The organism is Rossellomorea sp. ABR4_012 (genome assembly GCF_056159545.1).
The window spans coordinates 1224143-1251140 of the sequence record NZ_JBSWVK010000001.1 but is presented as its reverse complement, the minus strand read 5'-3'; the positions used below and the strand labels follow the sequence as shown (position 1 = coordinate 1251140).

20 protein-coding genes and 1 tRNA gene are annotated in these 26998 nt (G+C 43.6%); 7 read left to right on the top strand and 14 right to left on the bottom strand.

The window, feature by feature from the left end:
* Position 1: 1 nt before the first annotated feature.
* From ACXAFV_RS06090 to ACXAFV_RS06080, 3 genes are read right to left on the bottom strand one after another with little or no spacing between them, the layout of a single operon-like run.
* Positions 2-1387 (bottom strand): Mur ligase family protein, encoded by a 1386-nt coding sequence (locus ACXAFV_RS06090; protein WP_475125165.1) that lies wholly within the window; start codon positions 1385-1387, stop codon positions 2-4.
* Positions 1388-1403: 16 nt separating this feature from the next.
* Positions 1404-2798 (bottom strand): UDP-N-acetylmuramoyl-tripeptide--D-alanyl-D-alanine ligase, encoded by a 1395-nt coding sequence (locus ACXAFV_RS06085; RefSeq protein WP_475125164.1) that lies wholly within the window; start codon positions 2796-2798, stop codon positions 1404-1406.
* 19 nt (positions 2799-2817) lie between these two features.
* A complete protein-coding gene (locus ACXAFV_RS06080) occupies positions 2818-3213 on the bottom strand; it encodes an N-acetyltransferase family protein (RefSeq protein ID WP_475125163.1) in 396 nt (131 codons plus the stop codon).
* Between the two features lie 288 nt (positions 3214-3501).
* On the opposite strand from ACXAFV_RS06080, the gene ACXAFV_RS06075 reads away from it, so the two are divergent.
* The 3 genes from ACXAFV_RS06075 (at position 3502) to ACXAFV_RS06065 (ending at position 7813) form a co-directional block, all read left to right on the top strand.
* Positions 3502-5520 (top strand): DUF2817 domain-containing protein, encoded by a 2019-nt coding sequence (locus ACXAFV_RS06075; protein ID WP_475125162.1) that lies wholly within the window; start codon positions 3502-3504, stop codon positions 5518-5520.
* A gap of 123 nt (positions 5521-5643) precedes the next feature.
* Complete coding sequence (locus ACXAFV_RS06070) at positions 5644-6693, top strand: YheC/YheD family endospore coat-associated protein (RefSeq protein WP_475125161.1); 1050 nt, start codon at positions 5644-5646, stop codon at positions 6691-6693.
* Positions 6694-6706: 13 nt separating this feature from the next.
* Complete coding sequence (locus ACXAFV_RS06065) at positions 6707-7813, top strand: UDP-N-acetylmuramoyl-tripeptide--D-alanyl-D-alanine ligase (RefSeq protein ID WP_475125159.1); 1107 nt, start codon at positions 6707-6709, stop codon at positions 7811-7813.
* Positions 7814-7998: 185 nt separating this feature from the next.
* Here ACXAFV_RS06065 and ACXAFV_RS06060 read toward each other — a convergent pair whose 3' ends face one another.
* Positions 7999-9249, bottom strand: a complete 1251-nt coding sequence (locus ACXAFV_RS06060; protein WP_475125158.1) for an ATP-grasp domain-containing protein — start codon at positions 9247-9249, stop codon at positions 7999-8001.
* Positions 9250-9626: 377 nt separating this feature from the next.
* Here ACXAFV_RS06060 and ACXAFV_RS06055 point away from each other — a divergent pair, with 377 nt between their 5' ends.
* Positions 9627-10829, top strand: coding sequence for an ATP-grasp domain-containing protein (locus ACXAFV_RS06055; protein ID WP_475125157.1), 1203 nt, complete (start codon positions 9627-9629; stop codon positions 10827-10829).
* 81 nt (positions 10830-10910) lie between these two features.
* On the top strand, positions 10911-11399 hold the full coding sequence (locus tag ACXAFV_RS06050; RefSeq protein ID WP_475125155.1) for a CotY/CotZ family spore coat protein: 489 nt from the start codon (positions 10911-10913) through the stop codon (positions 11397-11399).
* A gap of 564 nt (positions 11400-11963) precedes the next feature.
* Here ACXAFV_RS06050 and ACXAFV_RS06045 read toward each other — a convergent pair.
* The 6 genes from ACXAFV_RS06045 to ACXAFV_RS06020 all read right to left on the bottom strand — a co-directional run bounded on the left by ACXAFV_RS06045 (position 11964) and on the right by ACXAFV_RS06020 (position 19972).
* Positions 11964-12785 (bottom strand): Cof-type HAD-IIB family hydrolase, encoded by an 822-nt coding sequence (locus tag ACXAFV_RS06045; protein ID WP_475125154.1) that lies wholly within the window; start codon positions 12783-12785, stop codon positions 11964-11966.
* 498 nt (positions 12786-13283) lie between these two features.
* Complete coding sequence (locus ACXAFV_RS06040; protein ID WP_475125152.1) at positions 13284-14729, bottom strand: glycoside hydrolase family 32 protein; 1446 nt, start codon at positions 14727-14729, stop codon at positions 13284-13286.
* Between the two features lie 3 nt (positions 14730-14732).
* Entirely contained in the window at positions 14733-15686 is a 954-nt protein-coding gene (locus ACXAFV_RS06035; protein ID WP_475125151.1) for an aminoimidazole riboside kinase, read from the bottom strand.
* An 80-nt stretch (positions 15687-15766) separates the two neighbouring features.
* A complete protein-coding gene (locus ACXAFV_RS06030; RefSeq protein WP_475125149.1) occupies positions 15767-17140 on the bottom strand; it encodes a sucrose-specific PTS transporter subunit IIBC in 1374 nt (457 codons plus the stop codon).
* A gap of 241 nt (positions 17141-17381) precedes the next feature.
* Positions 17382-18905 (bottom strand): glycine betaine uptake BCCT transporter, encoded by a 1524-nt coding sequence (locus tag ACXAFV_RS06025; RefSeq protein WP_475125147.1) that lies wholly within the window; start codon positions 18903-18905, stop codon positions 17382-17384.
* Between the two features lie 245 nt (positions 18906-19150).
* A complete protein-coding gene (locus ACXAFV_RS06020; RefSeq protein WP_475125146.1) occupies positions 19151-19972 on the bottom strand; it encodes a PRD domain-containing protein in 822 nt (273 codons plus the stop codon).
* Positions 19973-20170: 198 nt separating this feature from the next.
* On the opposite strand from ACXAFV_RS06020, the gene ACXAFV_RS06015 reads away from it, so the two are divergent.
* Positions 20171-20243: transfer RNA gene (locus ACXAFV_RS06015), tRNA-Ala, on the top strand.
* Positions 20244-20334: 91 nt separating this feature from the next.
* Here the strand turns inward: ACXAFV_RS06015 and ACXAFV_RS06010 are convergent.
* On the bottom strand, positions 20335-21792 hold the full coding sequence (locus tag ACXAFV_RS06010; protein WP_475125144.1) for a L,D-transpeptidase: 1458 nt from the start codon (positions 21790-21792) through the stop codon (positions 20335-20337).
* A 154-nt stretch (positions 21793-21946) separates the two neighbouring features.
* Here ACXAFV_RS06010 and ACXAFV_RS06005 point away from each other — a divergent pair, with 154 nt between their 5' ends.
* Positions 21947-22360 (top strand): hypothetical protein, encoded by a 414-nt coding sequence (locus ACXAFV_RS06005; RefSeq protein ID WP_475125142.1) that lies wholly within the window; start codon positions 21947-21949, stop codon positions 22358-22360.
* Between the two features lie 63 nt (positions 22361-22423).
* Here the strand turns inward: ACXAFV_RS06005 and ACXAFV_RS06000 are convergent, their stop codons facing one another.
* From ACXAFV_RS06000 to ACXAFV_RS05990, 3 genes are all read right to left on the bottom strand, one after another.
* Complete coding sequence (locus tag ACXAFV_RS06000; protein ID WP_475125140.1) at positions 22424-23038, bottom strand: PH domain-containing protein; 615 nt, start codon at positions 23036-23038, stop codon at positions 22424-22426.
* 539 nt (positions 23039-23577) lie between these two features.
* Positions 23578-24855, bottom strand: coding sequence for an exo-beta-N-acetylmuramidase NamZ family protein (locus ACXAFV_RS05995; protein ID WP_475125139.1), 1278 nt, complete (start codon positions 24853-24855; stop codon positions 23578-23580).
* A 26-nt stretch (positions 24856-24881) separates the two neighbouring features.
* Entirely contained in the window at positions 24882-26987 is a 2106-nt protein-coding gene (locus tag ACXAFV_RS05990) for a glycoside hydrolase family 3 N-terminal domain-containing protein (protein WP_475125138.1), read from the bottom strand.
* Positions 26988-26998 lie beyond the last annotated feature (11 nt).

Sequence of the window (26998 nt, the reverse complement as noted above, 5' to 3'; positions counted from 1 at the left end):
TTTAATCATTCTTCATAAATTGTTCCTTCAGCATCATCAAATCACTGTCTGTATTTGAACACTTAAACAGAAACAAGCTATCCGGGGACAATAATGAAGAGACTTTATAGAAGACGTCTTCTACATTCATATATGAATGTACTTGTATTTCCTTGTTTTTAACTGCCACTCTTCTGGCTGTATCCATGGCGTTATGTCCATATGTCACCAGAACATCGATGTCTTGTTCGGATATCATGTCTCCTACTTCCTCATGAGTTTTTTTAGTGTAATCCCCCAATCGGCCGATATTTCCAATCAGTAAAATTTTTTTCCTGCCGTCTGCAATCGATTGTAATACTTTCATAGCTTCCTTTAATGCTCCGGGTGTTAAACTCCATGAATCATCAATGATGGTGGAACCCTTAATCCCTTGTTTCACTTGTATATGTTTTTCAAGCACATTGAACGATTTCAATGCTTCGATGGCAGACTTGATATCCACTCCTGTCTCCAGTACGGCCCCGATCGCTGCCATTGCATTATAAGCCTGATGTTCTCCCAGACAAGGCAGAATCACAGGATATTGTTTATCTTGATAGGTCATGGTGAATCTGGTTTGATTTAGATCGATTATGATGTCAGCAGCCCTCAAATCGGCAGCTGCGGATTTCCCAAAGGAAACGAGCTTCCCCTTATAATCTTTTAAAGGAAGGGTGGCTATATTTTCATCATCTGCATTCACCAGTAATGTCCCTTTATTCTTTAATCCTTCGATGATTTCCCCCTTTGCTTCAATATAATTTTCCATCGTTTTACATTTATCTAAATGAAAGACTCCGATGTTTGTGATAATTCCGATCGTAGGCTGGAAGATATCACAATGATATCGAAGGTTCCCAGGGGCTCCCAAACCAGTTTCGAAGACCCCGACATCTGTATCTTCATCAATCCCCATCAGATATTCGAAGGACTTCCTTGGCGCATTTCTGCTTCTTACAGTGGCCTGAACGGAATAGCGTTCTTTGAGAATATGAACAATCATGTCCTTTGTCGTTGTTTTTCCGTTTGTTCCCGTGATGGCAATAATGGGGACCCTCAATAAGCTTCTATAAAAATCAGCGAAGGCAAAAATAGCCCTTCTGATATTGTCCACTTCAATTACCGCAAACGCTCCTTTATACCTTTCCTTACTATCTCTTGCATCACTGATGATGACGAAGGGCTGCAGATGTTCGATTTCTTCATATTGGAATGGCTTTCTTCTATCTACAAAGATGATTGTATGACTTTTGCTGACTCCATGGAGGTGATAAATGACTGCATCTTTCACCAATAAATCCCCCGAACCATGAACTAATTGTCCCCCTACTGCCTGGATTACGCTCTTCAGTTGTAATACTTTCATCATTCACCTCTCCTTTTCATTCCTCACTCATCAAACGTTCTTTTAATCTCATCAAAGGTTTACTGCCGGCACGGCCTTTGACCAGCATGTATGACTGATCATCGAGATGTTTCAATATAAGTTCTTCCATTCCTTTAATCGAGGTAAATGGATATACAATGATATTTTCACTTTCCATCGCTGCCTGCTCCGCCAGTATCTTCGCTTTCTTTCCATACGTAAATAGCACATCGATTCCGCATTCAACCACATACTTTCCTAATTCCTTGTGAACGTCCTTTGTTTTTCTGCTGAGCCTTTCAACATTTCCTAAAAGAGCAATCCGCTTCTTATCTTTGGCTATCAGGGAAAGTGTTTTAATGGCTGATTTTAATGAGGTAGGGTTCACATTCCAAGTATCATCCACTATCGTTGAACCGTTCCTGCCTTTACGCAGTTGAAAATGTCTTTCCAAGTTTTTAAAGGTACGTAACCTTTTGATCCCTGTTTCGATGTCCACCCCCAGTTCTTCCGCCGCCCGTAAAGCAGCCAATCCGTTGTAAACGTGATGTTTACCGATTTCAGGGATAAACACAGGATATTTGCGGCCGTTTGCATGTAAAGTGAAATGCGTACCTTTTTCGCTGATTGAGATATGGGTCCCCTTGAAGTCGGACGGCTGATGGATACTAAAATAACGAACGGTTCCTTTATACTCTTCTAAGCTGATTTTAGAAATATTCTGGTCATCTGCATTCAGTAATAACGTGCCTTTATTCTGCAGCCCCTCAAGCATTTCTGCTTTGGCTGCCAGATATCCTTCAAAGGTCTTGCAGCGGTCCAGATGGTACACTCCGATATTGGTAATGATCCCTATATCCGGTTGATAGACCTTGCAGTGATAGCGCAGATCACCAGGTCCGCCCAAACCTGTTTCAAATACACCTACGTCTGTACTTTCATTTATTTTCATGAGGTACTCAAATGATCGGTGCGGTGTATTGTCATTCTGTTCCGTGGAAACGATGGAATGACCTTCCTCTAAAATATGCGTCAGCATCTCGCGGGTCGTTGTTTTTCCACATGTTCCTGTAATCGCAACAATCGGGAGTGTATAAATTCCCCTGAAGTATTTAACAAACTTCGTGAAGGCTTCCCTTACATTTCTAACATTAATGATGGTCAGCCCCTCTTCACCGCTTACAGTATTTTGGTCATGATCTGTAATCACGGCGCAAGGAGCATTCCTTACCATTCTATTCCATTTCTTTTCACTGATTGCCTTCCTTTTATCGATGAAGACCAGTGTATTCGTCATCTTCAGCTTATGCTGGTGGAAGATGATCGCATCATGGATGTCCATATTTTCAGAACCACTTACGAGCACTCCACCCAATACCTTTCTGATTTCCTTTAAATGCAGTTTAATCATTTCGATCCCCCTAAATTATCTAATGAACTACATGCTTCACAACATCTGTATATTTCCTTGATCTCGTTTCTATTTTCTTAAACCCGTAAGATAAGAAGCACCCTAAAGACATCTTCGTACACGATGCTTTGATAAGCTTCACATTGAGATCCCTTACGTATTCCAATCTCGTCTCAAATAGTTTTCGGTAGATGCCTTTACGTCTGTATTCCTCCCGCACATAATCACTTTTAAAAACCGCTTTACCATGCTTCTCCCTTATATAGCAAGAGACAAAGCCAGCCATTTCCCCATCCACTTTTGCACAAAACCATACAGAGCCCGGTACATCATGAACCCTCATTCCATCTTTTCGAGCAAGTTTAGTGAGGGGTTCAAGCTCTTTAAACGTGGATCTTTCAATCGTCATATTCATGGGAATACACCTCTTTCTAACCGGTTAATCCACTCCTATGTATTAATCTATGTACAAGTCCGCACAGGGGAGACGGCAGAAGACTATATATTTCATGCAGTTTTCTCCTTGTTTACATGCTGGTACAGTTATGTATTTCAAGATGTTGATATGTAAAACGAGGGATTAGAAAGAGGCAACGATCTAAAAGAAAGAGGTGAAAATTGACCATATTCGTCATAATGGGACACTTGTCCATGGCAGAAATAACTCTTCTTGAATTAACTATAGAAAGGAGGCTATGACTACATGGGAAGTACTATTTTTTCTTACAGGAAACTAGAAGCATTAATAAAAAAGAAGAGCGAGCAATGTCCATTTCTTTCCCTCTCATCACTCGGAAAGTCCATTGAAGGGCGGGACATTTGGTGTGTGACAATTGAAAAGCCGGCCGATTCCGGGACAAACGTTCAAAACAAAAAACAGTCCAGGCAGTCACAAAATAAAACCCCTATCATCATTACTGCTTCCATTCATGGACATGAAGCCACCGGTTCGACAGCTTTACTGCGCTTGTTAGACAAAATTCAGAAAGAAGGCAAAAGCATACAATGGCTGAATGATTTGGTCGTTTATTGTGTCATTTGCTGTAATCCGGACGGATATGTGCATAAGACCCGCTATAACGCAGAGGGCTTTGATTTAAACCGGGATTTCATTACACAATCACAGCCGGAGACACAAAGCATAGTCAATCTGATTGTGAAGCAAAAGCCTGCAGTCGTATTGGACTTGCATGGGTATGTTTGGAAAAAATCCACTAATACTCACCTTGGATTGATTGAACCCTGCACCCCTCCTCACAATCCAGCTTATGAATACGATCTATATCTAAAAAGGGCGCTCCCTCTCGCTGAGCAAATGGAAGCCTTTTTGGTTGCGGAAAGGGACAAGTTTTCCGCAAAAAAGTTCAAGTCGATCAAAGGCACGTACATCCCCTATCGCGATGGCAAGAATGGCTGGGATGACTTTAGTCCATTTTGCTGTTCGATGTATTCGATGCTGCAAGGGGCCATCGGTCTTACCATCGAATCACCAAGCCGTTCTGAGGACGGAACCACATGGCTTTTTTTAGCTGTTTCAGCTGCTCTTTCCCATATTTCAACGAACATAGAGGAGTTGAAAACGAATCAAGCTATCTTTTACCGAAGGGGAATCAAGAATCATCATCCCACTCATTCACCGGGCTATTTCCCCAAGTACTTTTTGCTGACTGAAAAGAGCGGACTTCAGTCTGCTTACAGAAAGCTGATCCTGCATCTTCAGCAGAATGGAATCAAGCTATACTCCTCTACAAAAGAATTCACATACGAAGGATACTCATTCCCCCCAGGGACCACCATCGTTCCAATGAATCAAGCACGCGCTAACTTGGCTTATTGTTTCCTGACGCAGGGTGAAGATCTCTCGTCGGGTTCTGAAAGAATGTCTGAACTTTGCGCCTGGAGTCTTCCTTTAAGCTGGGGAGTCAATTGCCTCCCTGTATTTGAAAAGATAATGGCAGGAATGAAGCCTTACAAGTCTGCCCAGAATGACGTTAATCCCCTTTCTTCACCTGAAAAAACACATTCTGAAGCACCAGTTTCAGTCGGTATTTTAATAGATGATGGTCTCTTTCATAAAAAAGCTCATTCAGGTCTCAAGCTTGCCCTCCAGCAAATGAATATTCCTTTTAAGGAATTTAAGGCGAAGGATTTGTCCTATAAAAAAGCGTTATCCTCCATCAATGTTCTTATTTATAACGGATATGAGCACTTATTTTATCCCCCTTCAAATATCAGGATCCTGTACCGGGAGTTCGTGCTCGATTCCGTGGCCCAGCAGGACGCCTGCCGCAAAAATCTTCATGACTATTTACAAAAGGGCGGAAAGGTAATCGGTATCGGCGCGGGTGCATCCAAGGCTTTGACGACTATTTTTGAGCTAAGTGAAGCTCAGGTTCATTCAGGCGGCTGGAATAAGAATGCATTATTGAAGATCCATTATAAGGACCATGCGATTACGAAGGGATACCTCGATGAAGATACGGGCTTTGTATATCGGCCAGCCTGGTTTACGAATACCGGCAAGATGAAGGTGGTCGCATCTTATGGGGAGAGTAACGATGCATTACTTGCAGGTTACTGGCCTGACTACCACCAAGCACAAGGGAAGGCTGCAATCATCACCAATCAAACGGGGAATCTCATACTCTTTGGATTAGAGATTTGTTTCAGGGGACATACGAGTTACCTATATAGACTTTTGTGGAATGCCATCTATTCATGATCACCAAAAAGGAATGAGTTAAAAAAGGCGGTTTACCTATTACAAGTGTCGTTCCCTAAACGGGGCTATCGTCATTTACTAGTTAGGAAGAAGGTCATTATTTATCAGAAGGAGGTCAGTCAATTGATTCGAATTGGAATGCTGCACCACAGAAAGCATCCTGAAAGTGTCATTAAATCATACGCTTATGCAGCTGTGGCCAAGGCAGAAGGAACGGAAATGATTTATTTTTCTCCCGGTGGAGTTGACTTTGAGACGAAAACAATATCAGGATTTGAATATAAAGACGGGGAGTGGGTGGAAGGAATTTTTCCGTTCCCTCATGTCATCTATAACACAGGAAGCCCTGAAAAGCTGGCTAAGTCCGATGATGTCATTCAGAAGCTGAAAAACGATATTCCATTTACCACTTATTCGATTGGCAATAAAATGGCGGTTTATAAGCGGTTGATGGAATCCGGGGAGTTCAGACAATACTTGATCCCCTCGGAGGTTGTCAGAGGGACGAATCACTTTTTTTCATTTCTGGAGGCTTATCGAAAGATCGTCTTTAAACCAGTGAATGGACGTAAAGGAAAATCAATCATTCTTATCGAGCGTGTCGGAGATGATTTTAGGCTATTAATAGACACGGATGCACACCTTTACTCTTATGATGAATTAAAAGCATTTGTTTCCACCCTTATCGGGGAAGAGGACTTTCTCGTACAGCCCTATATCAATTGCCGGACAAAAGAAGGCAGTGTATTTGACTTTCGGCTTCACGTTCAAAAAGACGGGAAAGGAAAATGGGTCATTACTTCTATCTATCCAAGAATCGGTGCCCCGGGAACGATTGTTTCCAACATTAATAGCGGCGGTTCGATGAATTATCTAGTTCCTTTTTTGAAACAGGAATTTGGGGATGATTATTTTAACGTAAAGCGCTATTTAGAAAATTTTTCTTTGAATTTAGCCCGTCATATGGACGAATTACAACTTGAACACTTTTCAGAGACAATCGATGAACTTGGAATCGATGTTGCTTTGGACGACCTGGGGAAGATATGGATCTATGAGGTCAATTGGAGACCCGGATGCCCCCCAACCTTTTATCTGGAAATGGATGTAGTCAAAAATACAATCGGCTACTGCATCTATTTAGCCAAGAAAAAATCACTAAGTTCACAATGAAAGGAGGATGACTATGAGTATCGATTTCTCCGTTGAAAGACCGATCATTGCTGTAACCGGAAGTGCAGGGAAAACAACAACCAAATCATTCATTGCATCCATTCTCAGAACCCGCTGGATCATTTTCGAATCAAGTGATTATTGGAACCGGACCGACCATACAGAAAAGCATCAGGATGAAATCCATTTCATCCACCGTGCCATCGTACTTGAATACGGAATGGCGTATCCCGGCGTAATCAGTAAACATTGTAAAATCATCCAGCCTAACATAGGCGCGATCACCAACATCGGCACTGCCCACATCGGCAACTTCAATGGCGATATCAGAGGAATAGCAGCAGCTAAATCGGAGCTTATTAAAGGAATGGATGGTAATGGCCATTTATTCCTGAATGGAGACGACAAGCGGTCAAAGCTTCTGCATACAAAGAATTTCACGGGAGTGCTGAAAAAGGTCAGCATTCATTCCGCTTCTGATTATCAGGCAAAGAATGTGCGCTACAAAGTCGAAGGGATCAGCTTTGACCTTGAGCTGTCGGGTAAATCTCATACCTTTTCCATTCCTTATCATGGAGAATTCCATGTATACAATGCACTTCTGGCCATCGCCATCGCAGACCTCCTCGGTTTTACACCCAAAGAAATTAAACAAGGCTTGAGTGAAGTAAGAAAGCCAAGGCACAGGCTGGATGTCATGCAGCTGAAAAACAACATCACGCTGATTGATGACACCGTCCATGCCTTTCCGGATGCCATGAAAGGGGCCCTCGACGTACTTACGAACCTGGAAGGGCAAAAGAAAGTGGCAGTCCTGGGAAGCATGGCGGGATTTGGAGACCAACATGAAGCAGTCCACAAAGAAGTAGGAAGGTATGTTGCTGAGAAGAAGATCGATTACCTCTTTACCTTTGGCAACCTTTCCAAAAACATTGGAGCTGGTGCCCGGGAAGCCGGTATGAACAAGCATCGGATTTTCCACTTCAACCGGACCTCTATGAATCAATTAAATGAGAAACTGCTTAACACCATCAAGCCAAACTGGACCATTCTCATCAAAGGGGCCAGCGGGCTGGAGATGGTGGAGACGGTTGACTATTGTAAGAAGAACCTTGGATGAAAGCCCGAATAAGACAGTCCAACCGATTGAGCAAAATGATATCTGCTGACAGGATCGAAATAAAAGTTGAACGCCTTGTTTCAAGCTAAAATAAGCTTAAACAAGGCGTTTTCATTTATTTATTCATCATCCTTTGGGACTTGTACATAAAAATAAGAAGGGAAATGACAACCCTCCCTTGTTGCTTATTTAATTTCAGTTGTAATCTTTTCCTTTGGAGACTCTTCAATCCAAAACTGAATTTCAGCGGCTGCCTTCTTTGCATTCATCTCAGCTTCTTTTGCAGTCTTTCCAACAGCAGTCACATATGCATACCTGTGTCCCATCGACAAAGGCGGGGTAATCATCGAACCTTTACGCGGCTTGACATAAACCTCTACTACACCCTTCGACGCGAGGGCTTTATTTTTTCCAGTTACTCTCTTGAGCGTCCCTTTTTTTTCTACTGTCACATATTGCATATATACATTCTTTTGAAACTTAGGCTTTAAATCTGGATTTTTCCCCAGCGCCATTTTTAACGTTTCTTCTACCAGATTAATCCCAAAAGCAGCTTTGATCATATTGTTCATTCCAGCCCCGGAGATACGCGCATTTATTTCAATCAGTTTCCACTGAGTTCCTTTTCGGCGAAGCTCCAAATGACAAGCACCTGACTTGAGTCCATGTTGAGCTACGATCTCTTCTATCGCTTTCTTCAGTCCCTCAGAAAAGTTTTTTCCAGCATTCAACATTAATTTATAGCCCATGACGATAAATCGTCGATCATATTGAATATCCTGTTTGATCACTGCCATAATATGAACCTTTCCTTTATGGACCACCACTTCCACCAGGTACTGAGGCTCCGGGAGAAATTCTTCTATTAAAATAGGCTGATTTTCATAACGATTGACCAATGCTTCATACCGCTTACGATATTCTGATAGATTTTCAACCTTATAGACATCCTTTGAGCCCGTAGATTGTGGCGATTTCATGATCAGAGGGAACTTATCATTGATTTTCGGTTCCAATGCCCTGCTCTCCCTATTTGTTGCAACCGTCCAGTATGCGGGAGTTGCCGATGAGTCCTTCATCAGCTGCCTCGAGTGAATCTTGTTTTGAATATTTTTCATTCCTTCAGTGGAAAAATGATTCACATTGAATGTATCGGCAAGAACACATGCTGTATAGCTGTGCGGATCCACATAGCTCACGATAGCGGACACTTCTAACCCCTTTAAAGTAAGGGCCTTCACTTCCTTTTCCAGTCCATTTATATCACTGAGATCGCATAATTTCATAAAATGAACATCGGGAAATTCCTCCCGTTTCGCGACAAAGTTAGGTCTTTCAGTAAAAAGGACAGTATAATAGCCAAGTCTGTCTGCCGTCTTAATTGCTTCCCTGCTTGAACCTGACTTAGTCGTTTCAATAAAAATGATAGACTTCATTCAAGGTACGCTCCTTCATTATTAATATTCTCTTTCAAAGCTCAAAAATGGGTACGAGCAATGCTTTACTGTATAGTTTATTCTCTGAGTACACGTGCGGTGTAGGCTGATTCATTGATGATTTCGTAAATTATTAATGGAATGCTTTTTTGTGAGTACTGCCGCTTCTCAAAAATATTTGACGTTTTCTGCCCGATCTGGTGTTTGGTTGTTTAACCGTCCTTGTTGTCCCCTTGCTGTTTCCTGAATGTTTTTCAGTGGAAGTTCTTCCATTTATCTCATTTCACATTCAACTGCCCATACTTATCCAAAGACCGCTCATATAATGAGGAGAGACTAAAAACCAAAGAACATTCTTAAAGGAGCTGCTTACTCTTATGAACGAATACATCATTTTCATAGGGACTCACCGGTCAGGCTCCTCCAGGGACGGAATTGAAGCAGGGAAAAAAATGGGTTATTCCACCATCCTATTTACTAACAATAGAAAGATATTAAGAGAAAAGGATCTCTTTCCGGAAGTGGATGAAATGGTCGAAGTAAATCTAAAGCAGGAAGAAGCGTTAAGGAAAGAAATTACTTCCCTTCAGCAGGCAGGGAAGAAAATAGCATGCATCATCAGTTTTTTCGATGCTCACGTTTATTTGTCAGCCCGGCTTTCCAATGAATTCTGCGGAACCGATATAACCTTGCCGCCAATAGCTGATTGCATGGATAAGACAGTGCTCAGGATGAAACTGACTGGAAAAGAATATTCATCTGATTTTATAAAAATGGAGCCTCCGTTTTCAAAAGAGAGGGCAAAAACGATCCCCTATCCTTTTATATTGAAATCCCCCGTTTCCAACGGATCCAAGGATGTCCTGCTCATTCATAATGAGGAAGAGTTGGAATGGGGCATAAAGAAATTAAATCGGAAAAAACCTCCCACCATCCTTGTAGAGGAATATTTAGATGGACCACAATACTTAATCGAAGTAGTGGTCAAAGAGGGCAAGCCCGTGATAGCAGTGGTCGTTAAACAGGAAATCAACTATCAGAAAAGATTCATTGTCACCGGATATAGCGTTTCACCTGTAAACCATCATCCGGCTTTAGTAAAAAAGGTGGAAGAGATTATCAATGATCTGGGATTTATTAATGGAAGCTGTCATCTGGAAATGAGGCTGGTGAAGAATCAATGGAAACTCATTGAAGTCAACCCACGCATTTCAGGGGGAGCAATGAACAAGATGATTGCAGAAGCATACGGACTGAGCGTAGTGGAAGAAACGTTAAGAGTATATCTCAGAAAACCTCACACGATTAAACCCAAATGGGAAAAACATATCTACACCTACTACATGACAGTAAACAAGGTCGGAAAGCTCTTAAAAGTGACAGGACAAAACAAAGCTGAAAAACATGAAGGCATTATTGAAGTTTATATAAAATCCAAAAAAGGAAAAATACTCCGCCCCCCCACTTCCATGGGTCACAGATACGGGTATGTCATGGCGTACGGAGAATCTGTGCAGGAATCAGAGCTGCGCGCAAAAAATGCCGCCAAAGACATACAATTTTATTTGGAATCAACCTAAACCGTTATATATGCACTACACCACTTTTCAAGACGAAAATACACTAATAATAAGAGACAGTTGAAAGGAGGATTTGTGGCGATGATTTGTCATCACAACAGCTGTATATGTGAAACCTTGAATGAATTGCTCTTTGAACAATGTAAATTGGCTACTCAAAAATTCAAGTTCATTTGTGAGCACGACAAGGTAGATACCATTCCATTTATTTTATACACAAAAGAAGATAGTGAGCCATTTGAAGCCCACTTACACTCAGGCAGCACCATCTTCTTTAAGATCATCGATATCGATGAAGACTGTGCAACACTGCGGTTACTGGACGGAGTGGATATTGACGGATACATGACCGACGATGTCGAAGATTTATTTGCACTATACAAAACCGACAAATGTATCACCATTGACTGCAACTGCTTCCTCGGAATTCAGCCCCTTCCTCCGAAATTAGTCAACCGGAAGCTTCCGGAAGTCAATCACGGAGACGGTCAGGGAAGCGGTCCAAGCGAAAATCGGGGCATTGGTCCGGGATATGGTTCGGGATACGATTGGGAGTGCGATCCCAAGTAAGGAGCGGAGCTGAATCTGATTAATAGGTTTAGCTCTTTTTTTTCGGGACGGGTTGAAGCCGAATAGAAGAACAGCAGGCCAAAACGTGAAATTTTTGGTCTGCTATTCTTTATTATTTTGGAGGCAAGATCAACGGAGATATTTGTGGATGTCGCCATCAGAATATAACTTATGATAAACTTTAATTATCATAATTTTCCAATTGTATTTCTGTTTGATGTTCCATTAAAGGAGCAGTAACCTTCATTACAGTAAAGGCTTTTAATACCGCTAATGATTTCCGTGCAAGACTTCGCTTTCCGCGGGTGACCCGTAAGCCTCCTCGGTCGTACCTCCCTGCGGGGTCTTACATTAGTCACTTCTCCCGCAGGAGTCTTCGTCTTCCACTCCAATCAACCGCTGGAAAGCATCATCTCTAAATGTACAGTTGAACAAATTAAAAACCCGAACTGCTTTTTCTCCCAACGAAAATTAGTTCGGGTTTTATTTAGGCTAAAACACTTTTGTCTCAGCCACCTCTTTTTTATTTTATTTTCTCCCTCTCAACCGAACGGATTACAAGTCCTACACACGTGTCAACCTATTTAATACGAACTCCTCAACCACCTCTGCTACTCCATCATCCATATTAGAAGCTGTTACATAATCAGCCTTCTCTTTAATATCTTCCGGCGCATTTCCCATGGCGACGCCAAGTCCCGCAAATTCAATCATGGTCAGGTCATTGTAGCTGTCCCCGATGGCGATGACTTCCTCTCGCTTGATTCCAAGAGGTTTGATCAAATAATCGAGGCTCGCACCTTTTGTTACCCCAAGCTGCGTGAACTCCAGGAAAAATGGCTTTGAGCGCATGACGGATAACTCCCCGTCAAGTTCTGTCTGAAGCTTCTTTTCCACTTCAACAAGCCGCTCTGCTTCTTTCAGCATAAGTGCCTTGACGACAGGTCCCTCGATCGCTTCTTTGAAATTGGGCACCACTTTCACCGGCAGTCCTGTTAACCTGCTTTCGATATCAGCGAATTCATTTGGATCTTCCACAATGATGGCATCGTCGGAATACGTAAGAATCCCGACTCCCTCACGCTTACTTAAATCGTATAATCTGTGAGCCGTTTCAGCTGACAATGTACGGCTGTATGTTTCATCATTTGTACGGCAGTTGATGATTTTAGACCCGTTAAAGGATAAAATGTAGCTGCCATATTGGTCTAGTTTCAGCTCCTTTGCCACCCAGCGCATGCCGTAAGTCGGACGTCCAGAAGCAAGGACCACCTTCACTCCGGATTCCTGGGCATCCATCAAGGCTTTCTTCGTACGTTCTGAAATCGTCTGATCATCACGAAGCAATGTATCATCTAAATCAAGCACAATCATTTTATAACTCATGAATGAAAATTCCTTTCATCAAAGAAAATTATATTATCCTACTATAACATCAAATTGATTTTTATTAAAAGGAAAGCTTTTAATGGGAGAGGGGCTGGTGAAGGTCATTGGGTAACGTGTGGTGTTTTGGAGTGATTACTATGGTTGATTACTTGGGACATACAACCTTTGATAATAAAGTTAACGATTTGAATATAATAGTTTAGTTTTGATAAAACAAGGTCTATATCGATAAAAGAATTTAACGATTCGATAATAAAATGCTGGATTTCGATATTACATCTTTGATTTCCGATAATAAAAAGTTCAAATTCGATAATAAAGACCTTGTGGACGCACAGCATCCTTTTCATTTTTAACGTTTTCAGCTTAAAAAGACAAAATTTACTCTATTCACACCGGACAATCAGAGTTTTTCATTTGATTCTCCCCAAAAAAGACCAATTACCACCAAAAAATCGGATAAAATCCAGAAATTTAGACCGCCACAAGGGCGGCCTATTGATGAAGGGACCATTTCTTCAATCGGAACTCTGCCTTTTTAGAAGCACTGAACGTAATTCTATCCAGATTCGGGGATGGATAGAAACGGGAGGTAAAGGTTTCTTCCCCTCCATTAATAAAGATTTCGACTGAAGACGTGTCGATGAAAATCTGAATGGACGTTAACTCGTTCAACGTGCATTGACGCTTTTCCATCGTTCCGTCTACATAGCTTTTACGCTCAAATGTAAAGATTTTGTCGCTGTGATGATATGAAAGTCTTGCACCATCACTGATGGTGAGGTCTAACCATCCATCTTCAATAAAAATGTCATCAAGCTGCAATTCTACCGCTTTGCCTTGGACGCCTTCCAGCTCTTTGCTTTCTTTTTCTAACGTCACAACATGCTCGACAGCAGCATCCTTACGCAGTTCAGACAGCTCCTCGACAGGAATCTGCCAGACCTTATCACCCACTACCTTCAGTTCACGCGGCAGCGTCATCGAATGAAGCCATTTATATTCAATCGTCGGGTGATCCTGTTCGTTCTGATCAGGCACACTCATCCAGCCGTAAAGGAGTCGCCTTCCTTTGTCATCGAGCGTTGTCTGCGGTGCATAGAAATCAAAACCGCGATCAAGCTCCTCGAAATCACCATGCTCGAATGCTGCACTTTCAGGATAAAAGCTTCCTATTACATATCCAGCCTGATACATATTCCGATACTTCATTCCTTCTGCCTTCAGGCCCTGAGGAGAGAAAATGAGCACATCCTCTCCGTTCAGCGTGAAGAGATCCGGGCATTCAAACATATATCCGAAGTCGGCAAGCTTCCCTTTTCCTCCTCCGGTCAGGATGCCGGAATATGTCCAGACGGCAAGATGATCGGATGTGAAGATGGCTACCGCACCTTTTAAGTCCTTTGTTTGAGCACCAACAACCATGTAATACTTCCCGTCCTGCTTCCACACCTTCGGATCACGGAAATGGGGAGTGAAGCCGTCAGGCAGATGAACGACAGGACCTTTTTTATCAAAAGTAACGCCGTCTTCTGAAACGGCAAGGCATTGATACGTTTCCCTGTTTCCTTCGTCATCTTTTACGTTCCCCGTGTAGAACGCATGGATTTTCCCATCATGTTCGATGGCGCTGCCTGAGTAGCAGCCGTTCTTCTCATACCATTCGGCTGGCGTAAGAGCGATATCTTCATGGGCCCAGTTTACCAGGTCGCTTGAGGCATAATGCCCCCAGAACTTGGCGCCGTGTCCTGTCTTGAACGGCATCCACTGATAATAAAGGTGATAGACACCTTTGGATTGGATGAAGCCATTCGGATCATTTAAAAGCCCGACTGGCGGCATAAGATGATAGTGAAGACGATAAGGATCCCGTTCAACGATTTCCTTGTTCTTATCCATTTCGGCATGCGCTTCCTGCCTCAGCTGTTCATCTCTCGTCATCTGCTATTCCTCCTCCCTTAGGTGACTGTTCACTTCTTCCAGTGTCGGAAGTGCTGTCATCGCTCCTTTTGTCGATGCTGCAAGTGCGCCGGATACCGATGCAAACCGGGCCATCTCGACAGCTTGCTCAAGCGTAAGGGATTTCATGTCTTCTTCAAATTGATGAAGTGAATACAGGATTCCTGAAACAAATGCATCGCCAGCCCCTGTCGTATCGACCGCCTTAACTTTCATCGCTGGCACACGTTCATATGAGGTTCCCTTGAACACATAGCTCCCTTCTGCCCCCAGCGTAATGATCACTAAAGGAATTTCGTACTCCTGAAGAATTTCCACACCTGCTTCTACCTCTTTTTCACCTGTAATGAACTCAAGCTCTTCTTCTGAAATCTTTAGCACATCTGCCTGCGAAAGCATGCTCTTGATTGTTTCGCGTGCATCCTCCTCCGAATCCCAAAGTCCGAGACGAAGATTGGGATCATAGGAAACGATCATTCCATTTTGCTTTGCAAGCCTAACTGCATAGTGAGTCGCTTCCTTGGAAGGGCTGCTGATCATTGAAATCGAACCGAAGTGAAGGATCTTGTGAGACGTGAAATCTTCTTCATCGATATCCTTATTTTCTAGAAAACGATCGGCGCTCGGATCGATGTAGAAGTCGAAGCTGCGCTCACCATCTTCCGCGTTGGTCACGAAAACGACTCCAGTACGTACGTCCTTGCACAAGTGCATCTGGTTCGTTCTCACACCGTAATCGTTCAATGTCTGCATCAAGTATTCTCCCAATACGTCCTCTCCCACTTTTCCTAAAAAAGTAGATTTCGCTCCTAGCCTGGCAAGACCTACTGCCACATTTGCAGGCGCGCCACCTGGACTTTTTTGAAAAGTGACATTGTCTTTATCAAGGGGGATAAAATCAATCAGTACTTCTCCAAGGGAGATGATTCCTTTCTTCATGTCCGTTCCTCCTCATTTCTTTCTTCTTATTATATAAAGCAAATCCTTACCAGCCAAAAAGCTGGTAAGGACTTCAGGGTTTATTTCGTTTCTTCTTTCCATCCTAACAGAAGTGTCGCAATGAAAGCACCTGCTACGGCAATCACAAAACCGATTCCGTAATTGATGGGATCCTGCGCGATTGCAAACATCGGAATGCCTGTCAGCCCAATTCCGTTTGCCATTACCTGTGTGAATACGACATAGGCTCCGCCAAGAGCTCCGCCGATTGCCGCGCCGATGAATGGACGGCGGTGCTTCAGGTTAACCCCGAAGATCGCAGGCTCTGTGATTCCAAGGAATGCAGAAACAGCTGCCGGAACGGCGATTTCTTTCGTCTTTTTATTTTTCGTTCTGAAGAAGACAGCAAGTGTCGCTCCACCCTGTGCGACATTTGCCATCGCCCAAATCGGTAGCAGATAGTTTCCGCCAACATTCGCCAGCAATTCCGCTTCAATCGCATGGAAACTGTGGTGAACACCAGTCAGGACAATGGTTGAGTAGAGTCCTCCGAATACAAGTCCAGCAATCGGACCGGCAGTGTTATAGACAACATCCAATACGGTTGTGATGCCATTACCAAGAACTCTTCCTAACGGACCCACAACCAACAGGGCAATAAATCCTGTAAAGATAACGGTCAAGAAAGGCGTAACAAGTAAATCTACTGCGTTTGGCACTACCTTGCGCAAGCCTTTTTCAAGCTTCGCCATCACATAAACTGTCAATAGAACCGGGATAACCGTTCCCTGATAACCAAGCATTTCAACACCCATGCCGAAGAAATCAAGCGTTTCAGGATTTGCATCCGCCAGCCCCCAAGGGTTCAGTAGTGCAGGGTGGGTCATGATTCCCCCGATTACTGCCCCAAGGTAGCCATTCGCCCCAAATTCCTTCGCGGCACTCATCCCGATCAAAATCGGCAGGATGATGAATGCGGCAGATGAAAACATATCCAGCATGACGAACAGGCCGCTTTCAGGATCCACCCATTTGTACGTTTTCATCAATCCAAGAAGACCCATCAGCATACCGGCTGCAACGATCGCCGGGATAATCGGTACGAAGATATTTGATAAAGTACGTGCGAACCTGGCAAACGGATTCATCTTACGCTTCGCTGCATCGCTGTGAGACTCTCCGGTCGGGGACTTGTCTTCCACTGAAGCCCCGACAAGCGGGCCGAAATGTTCAAACACTTTGTTGACGTTTCCCGTCCCAAAAATGATTTGGAACTGTCCCGAGCTTGAAAATGCCCCCTTTACCCCGTCAAGTTCTTCGATCGCCTCTTTATCGGCCTGACTTTCATCTTCAATGACAAGACGCAAGCGTGTCGCACAGTGAGTCGCACTGACGACATTATTTTTCCCGCCCAACAGCGGTACAAGCTTCTCAGCAACCTCGCGGTGATTCATCATGATTCCTCCTCTATTTTTATATTCAGCAACAAAAAAAGACCTAAAATATATAAGAAAATAGAGGTAGGTCATAGATAGACTTCTACCGCTGTCTTATACATTCTAGGTCTTGCCTGCATGATCAGTAACAATCCTCGATTTGAAGTTGTTTTCGACATCATTCTACAATATGAAAACGGTACCGTCAACCGTTTTCTTTTTCTTGCACTTTCTCTATGTTGTCTAAAAAGGCAGCCGATCAGCTGCCTTTTTTCAGTACATTGTGTTTTGGGTCGTTTTTCTTTGAACGTAATTCCACTCGTATATCTTTAAAAAAGGACACGCCCATCAAAATGATGACGATCGCAAACGGCAGGGCTGCGATGATCAGCATATTCTGAAGACCCTGGGTCCCGCCGAAGTAGACAACTGCAGCCGCCATCATGGACTGGATCAGTCCCCATGCCATTTTTATCTGATTGCCTGGATTCAACCGTCCATTTGTGCTGAGCATACCCAGAACAAACGTGGCAGAGTCTGCAGAAGTAATGAAGAAAATGGCGATGACAAAGATCGTCAGGATCGACATAAACGTACCGAGCGGATACTCAGCGAGTGTTCCGAATGTGGAAGTCTCCAGACTGAATTCCGAAATGGCCGCCATCCCCAGGTTCTCCAATCGTAATGCCGAAACCCCGAATACGGAGAAGAATATGAAGCATACGAGGGAAGGAAGCAATAGAACGCCAAATAAAAATTCCTTGATCGTCCGCCCTTTTGATATCCTCGCTATGAATATTCCCACGAAAGGTGCCCAGGAGATCCACCATGCCCAGTAGAAAATGGTCCAGCCATTAATCCATGTCCGCGCTTCAGAATCCATCGGAGCAATCCTAAGACTCATTTTAAAGAAATCGGCGACATAGCTGCCAAGGGTATGTGTGAACATATTCAATATCAGCAACGTCGGTCCAACGATGAATAATAGCACCAGCAGAAGGGCGGCGAGTCCCATATTGATGTTACTCAGATATTTAATCCCTTTACCGATACCCGACCATGCGGACCATATGAATAGAATGGTAGAAACAGCTAAGACGATTAACTGGACGGTAAAATTGTTCGGTATTCCAAATAAGAAGGAAAGTCCCCCGGTTATTTGAGCAGATCCGAAACCAAGAGTGGCCGCAACACCGACCACCGTCGCAAAAACAGCCAATACATCAATCCACTGACCCAGCATTCCTTTCATCCGCTTCTCTCCAAATAGCGGGATAAGGGTGGCGCTGATCAAGCCGGGAGCCCCGCGGTTGAATTTAAAGTATGCCAGGACCAGTGCCACGATTCCGTAAACGGCCCATGCATGGATTCCCCAGTGGAAAAAAGAATACTTCAATGAATCTTTCACGGCTGCATCAGTCCCGGGTTCTGCTGCAGGACTGCTGATAAATGCATGGGAAATCGGTTCGGCAGTTGTCCAGAAGACAAGGCCCATCCCCATCCCGGCACTGAAGAGCATCGCAAACCATGATGAGTTGCTGAACTCAGGTTTATCATTTTCTTTACCAAGCTTAATTTTTCCGTAACGCGAAAACATCAAGTAAACGCAGAAAAGAAGAATGGCAATGACAATCAATAAATAAAACCAGCCGAATTTATCTAAAATCCCTTGTGTGACCGATGCTGTGAATTTCTCCAAATTCTTTGGAGCTGCAGAACCCCAAACGACAACGATCAATGTAATAAATAATGCATACCAAAATACTCTTGTTGCCTGTTTCATGCTTCACCTCTCGATAATTATGTACCTTACCTATGTTAACATACCTCTAATTTCAATTTAGAAAACCACCTTTTATCAATCAGGGAAGGATATATCATACTCAGTGGTAAATTCTGTGGAAAATAAAATGAATGAGCCAAGGAAGCAATCGCCGCCTTGGTTCATTCACTTTTAGAAGGGCTGCCATGCAGCACCAAATATTCAGGTCCAATCACGAATCGCTCAGCTATTGTTTCACACTGTCATTAAAGTAACCTTTGGATATGAAGGGCGATGTAAGCAATTTCGGATTCAGGAAATTGGATGCCGTATTCTTCCTGCAAATATTCCGTTAATTGTTTTGACGTTTGATAAGCAGATTCATATTTCATTTTGATGAGATCGAACATATCCTCATCGATCGGATCGAACTGATCACCCTGCTGAATTCGGTTCAGGGCAAACCTTAGATGGGTGATGAGGCGCTGATAATTAATACTGGACTCTTGGACTTCGATATTCAGGATCTCTTCGATTTTATCGACAAAGTCTCTTAGAATCGTGGCCTGCTTCAAAGACTCGCTCATAGATGGTGCATCCATTTTGGCCGTGTGGATGTGAAGTGCTATGTGAGCGACCTCATCCTCTGGAATGTCGATTCCGAGTTTCTTCTTGATCTCCTCTTTCGCCCACATCCCGACTTCATATTCCTTTTTATACAACATCTTGATCTCGTTCAGCAGTTTATTCTTAATCGGAATTCCCTGCTGCAGCCTTTCAAGTGCAAAAGAAAGATGGTCCGTCAGTGCGATGTGGATATGATCACTTAGGGGGGCATGTAAATGGCCTTCCGCAAAAGAGATAATATTCTCCGCTATTTCAATGTGCTCCTCCGGCAGAGTGGCCAGCAGCTGCTGAAACTTCTCAGAGGAATTTCCGTGCAGCACAAATATCTTCTCGATTTTGTTCTTCGGGATGATATCATTCCGCTTCTTCTGGAACGCAATCCCGCTTCCCATCACGATCTTCTCCTGCGGCCCGTCCACTACCACCACCGCATTATTGTTCAAAACCCTAAAAATACGCATAAGGTATCCTCCGTACTATTCATTAGATTTAATGTTACCATGATTGGGTGAAAGATTACATTGATAAAGAGTTTGATTCTTCCGCTTACAAGTTCGCAGAAAATTAAGTGCTTATCTTCAAAAATGTTATTGACAATAAAATAGACAATCCATTAAAATATTTTCATAGCCATTAACACGGCATACATAAAGAATCAAGGGGCATTAGCTCAGCTGGGAGAGCGTTTGGCTGGCAGCCAAAAGGTCAGCGGTTCGATCCCGCTATGCTCCATACCAAAGAACAGGGAAAACCTTTAAGGTTTTCCCTGTTCTTTTATAATTTTCGGGTTTTCCTAATCACAAAATATCGTGATTGATATGTTTCACCCTGCCCAATCAAAGATTCTCTTTGTTGATTGATTGATCCCCGGCTTTTCCTCAGGTGGTGCAATATCCATATCCCCCACATCTTTATACCCCGTCATCAATAGCGGATTATCAACAATCCTCACAACCGCTCCCTTGGGCACGATGTCAAAAATGTCTTGAACATCTTCATTGGACAGCCGGATACAACCGAGCGATCGTTCCTTACCGATGGATTCCTCCTCATACGTGCCGTGAATGGCGTAAACCCCCATACCCAATCCTGCAGCACCAAACATATTGGCACGGATTCCTACAGGTCCCACAACACGATTCTGAACAGTGAACGTCCCTTCCGGAGTGGAATCATCTTTACCCAGCCCTACTGGTTTCAAATCGATCATATAGGGAGAGCTTTTCACCATGAGAGTAAACGACCTCTTATCCACGACGACCTCGACAGGATGAAAAGGGATTTGAATGACGTCTGCGATATTGGGATAGACCATTTTGTCTATGCTTGAAGCATTCGGATCATACACCCAGCCTCCTTTGCCTGAATGAGTAGGTGAGACCCCATTCGACCCAAGATATAGCTCCTTTGGGATGTAGCTGAGGTAATTTTCCGGATAATCATCCACAAGTGCATCCAGAGAACGCGGCGCCGACCCTTTTTCATCCATGTACGCCTTCAGGGCGGTTCGCAAAAGGTTTGTTCCAATGTAGGTATTCGAGTAGGGGTCACTGGCAGCCTGATGGTTGTTCAAGAACCGTATTTTTACAGAGTCATCAATCGCAGAATTGTATTCTGCAATGACAAATGCCTGGGACTTTATCCTTTCGCTCTTTAATGGGCGTACCTCAAGGGAAAGTCCGGGATCGGCTGTCCACACACCGTATAACAGAACACTCTTGTTCGATAGCCCGTTTCCTATGCGGACCGCTTTGTTATAAATCGAATTCTCCACCTCTTGAAGCGATGTATCTTCAGGAAAGTAAAATACGTAAGGTATATCTTCCGTCTCAAACACCACCTCCTTATCTGTACCCCACCCCTTTACACTGGAGGCGATCGTGCGGAGAGAATCTACCTTCCAAAACATGATGGCCAGAAGAAACAAGTTAAATAGAATTAGGAACACGATAAGGGATTTCATATAAATAGGAAGCTTTTTCCGATCCGGCAGCATTGGTGTCGGGGGAGGATTGAATTGTTCCTCGAGGGCCTTATATGCCTTTCTTGCCTTAAAATAATATGGGGACTCTGCATCTGCTGCATGTTTATAATGAAGATAAGCCTTCACCAGTGCTCCCTCTTCTTCATATTTCTTTCCGACATAGTAGTTCGCTTCGGAATTGTCGGGGTCCTTATACCGGAGGACCTTCTCAAAATACTGCGGGTCGTCACGTGAGACATACAAATTCCGGTGCAGCCTCAATAAATTCTTCTTCACATGACTCTCAAATAAGCTCATCGACCGTTCCCCCTTCACCTTATATTTATTATGGAAACGGGACTAATAGACCAAGTGCCCTTTGAGCGGAAATCGATGAACGGAGCGGATATTTTACAAAGCAAGAAATCCTCCTTATACTGAAACAATAGTCGTCGAAGGGTAGTGATATAGAATGCTTTACATATGGAATATCGAGAAAATCATCCAGCAAACATTATCCGATCACAACTTAGATATCAATTATGAATCGAACAACCAACTCACCGTGCCTATGAGTTATAACGTATCCCATAACATAATCAGATTTAATTACTTGAAAATCAATGGTTATATCGCGAAATTGAATATAAAGGAGACAAAGGAGAACCTTGTAAAAATCGTTCTCTACCGAGTTCTCGGCTATTATCTGGATTTTAAGAAGAATAAGCATGATACGAGGATTCTGATGTATGGTGACGATAAGGAAATAAACGAGTTAAAGGCGCAGATCGAGAAGAACGCCTGGATTTATGGGCGGAAACTGGTGCCTGAAGAGTTGTTGAGTGCTTACGATAAAATGCATGAATTGGATAAAGTATTGTTGTAATAAGTGAACCATGTTAAGAAAAGCGTCTGCCACATCAAAGGGGCAGACGCTTCTTTCATTCTTCTAGTTTTGAATATATCGATTAAAAACCTCTCCGAAATCTTTTCTCGTATTCGCATTATAATGATCGTTCAACCATTCAAATGCAAAGCCCGTCGTTTGCTTGAATTCATTTGAAATATCATTATCATGGAAGCGGTTATTCGCGATGAGATCCCTGGCCATTGATAAGCTTTTTTCTGCTGAATCGATTTTCCGCTTACCTTCCTGCTGAATGTGGGAGATTGAAAGAAGTGACTTGTAAAGGTCGGCGATTGCCTCTCCTTCTTTTTTATCGATATCCACGGAGAAGGCTTGATTGCCCATCGTAAATTTAATTTCAAGATCCAGATCGATGGTACCGGCTGTTTCGATGGACACGTTGCTGATCGGGTTCTGATAGTACTCATAACGGTAAAGATTTCGTTTGCTGCTGGAGGCTTTCTCACCATCTAAATGAATGAGCGCACGGTTGGTGAAGCAGTATTCGTCCGTTTTGGACTTGATCAGGAAGTGGATTTTCTCCCCATCCTCATTCAGTACGTAATCATCTGACTGTGTTTTATCAAAGTCTTCTCTTTTAATGATTTTTCCGATATCACTGATACCCAATGCATCACTTGCGAATTTCTTTAGCATGATTGATAACCTCTTTTCTTATTATTGATTCGGCAGTTTAAGCATTCCGCTACAAAATTAAGCGTACGTTTATACCGCCTTAAATACCGCTGTTGATTTCCGTGCAAGACTTCGCTTTCCGCGGGTGACCCGTGAGCCTCCTCGTCGCAAAGTTTAAAGGAGTTTTATCTGTCCAGCTGCAGGGCTTAGAGGCACATGTCATAAGCCAAACGGACCAAGAAGGCAAACGACGCCTTCTTGGCCGATTCGTCTTATGCCACACGCCTCTGAACAAAGCCCTTCTGCTCTTCTGTTAGGAGTCTTCGTCTTGGACTCCCATCAACAGCTGGAACGAGTTAAATACAACATTAAGCATTAACTGATTCTTCACCTACAAACTTACACTACTATGCTATCAATAATACGGGTGAATTTTAAGTATTTTGATAGAACCACAACACCTTTATTCATATGCTGAAGAGAATCATTTATTCCTTCTATTTTAGCGTAATGCAAAAGAGCCCAAGGCAGCAGGGCCTCAGGCTCTTTCAACAATGGAATCAATATATCAGATACTCTTCACGTACTTCTTTAAACTCGTCTAATTCGGTTTCCCACTGTTCTACCATTTCCTCTACGCTTCTTCCTTCTTCAATGCCTTGGCGCACCCATCCGTTTCCGATGAGGTTGTCGAAGAATGAGATGCCTGCGCTGTTTTCTGCGCGGAATTGGAAGTCTTCGGGATACATGTCATGGATTGTCTTGACGATATGCAATCCTGTCTCAACAGGTTTGAAGTCTTTTCTGTCAGTGACATGGATCTGGATTCCGTGTGACAGTTTTCCAGCATGTTTGGATGATGCCGGAGTGAAGGACGCCGCTCTGAACGTAACGCCTTTCAGCTCCAGGTCATTCAGTGCTGCTGCAAGTTCTGCTGCATTGATGAATGGTGCACCGATCAGCTCGAATGGCTTCGTTGTTCCGCGGCCTTCGGATACGTTCGTTCCTTCGATCAACGCCGCACCCGGATATACCAATGCCGTCTCAAGGGTCGGCATATTCGGGGAAGGCATCACGAACTCCAGTGGTGTTTCATTATAATACATGCTGCGCTTCCAGCCTTCCATTCCCACAACAGTCAAGTCGGCACCAATTTCAAATTCTGTATTGAATAATTTGGCAAGTTCTCCGACTGTCATACCGTGGCGAAGCGGGATGCTGTATTTACCGACGAATGAAGAATACTCCATTTCAAGTACCGGTCCTTCAACTTCTTTACCGCTTAATGGATTTGGACGATCCAGAACGATAATCGGGATATCATTTTCTTTGGCCGCTTCCATTGCATACGCCATTGTGTAGATGTATGTGTAGAAGCGGGTTCCTACATCCTGGATATCGAATAGCAGGACTTCAACGTTTTCAAGCATTTCAGGTGTCGGCTTTTTCGTTGCGCCATATAAGCTGTATACTGGAAGACCCGTTCTTTCATCGATATAGAATTCAACATATTCACCAGCCTGTGCATCCCCGCGGACACCATGCTCCGGTCCGTAAAGGGCTGTCAATTCAACATCGGGGTCATTATGCAATGTGTCTACGATACTGTTCAGCTCTTGATCGACTCCTGTCGGGTTGGTGATCAGGCCTACTTTTTTCCCTTCAATCAGGTGCTTATCTTCTTCAAGAAGCTGCTCTACACCAAGTGAGAAATCTTTGTGCTTCCCTTTCCACTTTCCATGGCCGTTTCCTTTTCCATCGTTGTCATGGGCAGATCCTGCTGACATCGTTGAAAGAATAAGGACCAGTGTGAGTAATGCGATCATCCACTTTTTCAAGGTCTTCCCCTCCTGTTTATATAAAATTAATACGTCAAGCCGTGACCGAATTCGTACAAGGTGCCTTCTTCCACGCCTGGAATTGATACCGGGAGCTTGCCGCCAGGGTTGTTTTCTCCAAAGATGGTCGCTGCTGTTGCTTTGAAGCTTGCTGTACGAAAGCCGTATTGAGCAAGATACGCGTCCACTTCGTTGTTAAAGGCCATGACGTCATATGGGTTACGGATGCCCAGTGCAATCACCGGTGCTTCTGTTTCTTCCCCTAAAGCTTTTACCAGCTGCATCTGCGCACTTTCAGGAGATCTGCCCGAAACATTATAGGTGTAGGTGCCGACAATGACAGCTGATGCTTCTCTAATTTCAGTTTTCTGTGCTTCTGTCAGCTGATAGTTTGACCCAATTTCGATGACTGATGTGTTGTCATGCTGCTGTTTCACTGCATTCCCCAGATCTTCAATAAAGGATCTGCCCACTACCACTACTTTTTCGTCTGCAGATGGGTTCAAAGGCAGGGCCTGTTCATTTTTTACTAGTGTGATGGAGCGTTCTGCCGCTTCTTTTTCAACTTGCTTATGTTCTTGGGATCCGACGATTGCACTTGCCTGTGCGATTTTCTCTTCTATTGGAAGAGGTGTTTCTTCCTTGATGACACCACGCTTGATTTTCAGTGAAAGGATTCTTTCAACGGATGCTTCAATTCGATCGACTGTCAGTTCCCCGCTGTCGACTGCATCAAGCAGGCCTTGTCTCACTTCACTTAGTCCAACTGGCATAAGGACGATATCCGTTCCTGCTTTCACCGCGCGGACAGCCGCGTCCACTGCACCGAAATGATCCGCGATCGCTTTCATGTTCATCGCATCGGTCGTGATGACACCTTCATAGCCCATTTCTTCACGCATCAGTTCTGTCAGGACTTTGTGAGAAAGAGTGGCTGGAACAGCAATTTCTTCCCCTGTTTTTTTGGAGATGGCTTTGGAATCGTCAATATTAGGGAACGTGACGTGTGCTGTCATAATGGCATCGATTCCTGCATCCATGGCTTTCTGGAACGGATACAGCTCCACTTCCATCAAGCGCTCTTTATCATGCGGCACTTCAGGAAGTCCCAAGTGAGAGTCCACAGCCGTATCACCGTGACCAGGGAAATGCTTGGCTGTCGCTGCTACACCGGTTGATTGAAGTCCTTCCGTATAAGCCACACCCATTTCAGCGACCAATTCAGGATCTTCCCCGAAAGAACGAACACCGATTACCGGGTTGTCAGGATTATTGTTGACGTCCATCACTGGTGCAAAGTTAACGTTGATTCCAAGCGAATGCAGCTCTTCACCGATTGCTTTTCCAACTTTGTGAGCAATCTCAGGAGATCTTGTGGCACCTAATGCCATATTCCCTGGAAAGTCGGTACCTGATTGAAGACGTGTGACGATCCCGCCTTCCTGGTCAATTGTCATCAGTAATCCATATTTTTCTGAAGCATCTTGATAATCGGCTACCAATTTTGTCGTTTGTTCCGTTGTGACAACATTCTCACGGAATAAAATAACCCCGCCGAGATGATAATCCTTAACCAGCTGTTCGATTTCAGGAAGCATTTCCGTTACGTTTTCTCCGTCCCAGTTCCTGAAGTCTGGCATCAGCATCTGACCGATTTTTTCTTCGATTGTCATGTTCGTGATGGCTTCATCTACAAGGTCATAGCGCTCTCCTTCTTCCTTTACGATCATAGCCTTGGATGCCGGTTTACCTTTTTTCCCTTTTTCAGGAGCAGGTTTTACATGGACGGCAATGCGGTCTGTGAATTCGCCGTTTGTCAATTTTATAAAGGACTTACCGTTCTTACCTGTTAACGTTACATTTCCATTATCATCTACAGCCGCTACATTCTTGTTGGATGAGCTCCAGTCGAGGCCTTCCGATACAAATGTGAAGTGACCGTCCTCATAAACATTCAGGGCCTTCAATCCGATTCCCTTACCGGAATTCGACACATCCACTTGCGGAGCGTTTTGATAGATCACGAGATCTTTCAACGGGCTCTCTGCTTTCGCATGATTCATCGGCAATCCCGAGATGATCATCGCGAGTACCAGAATGGATAAAGAAAATACCTTGTAAGCATGTTTCATCTTTTCTCCTC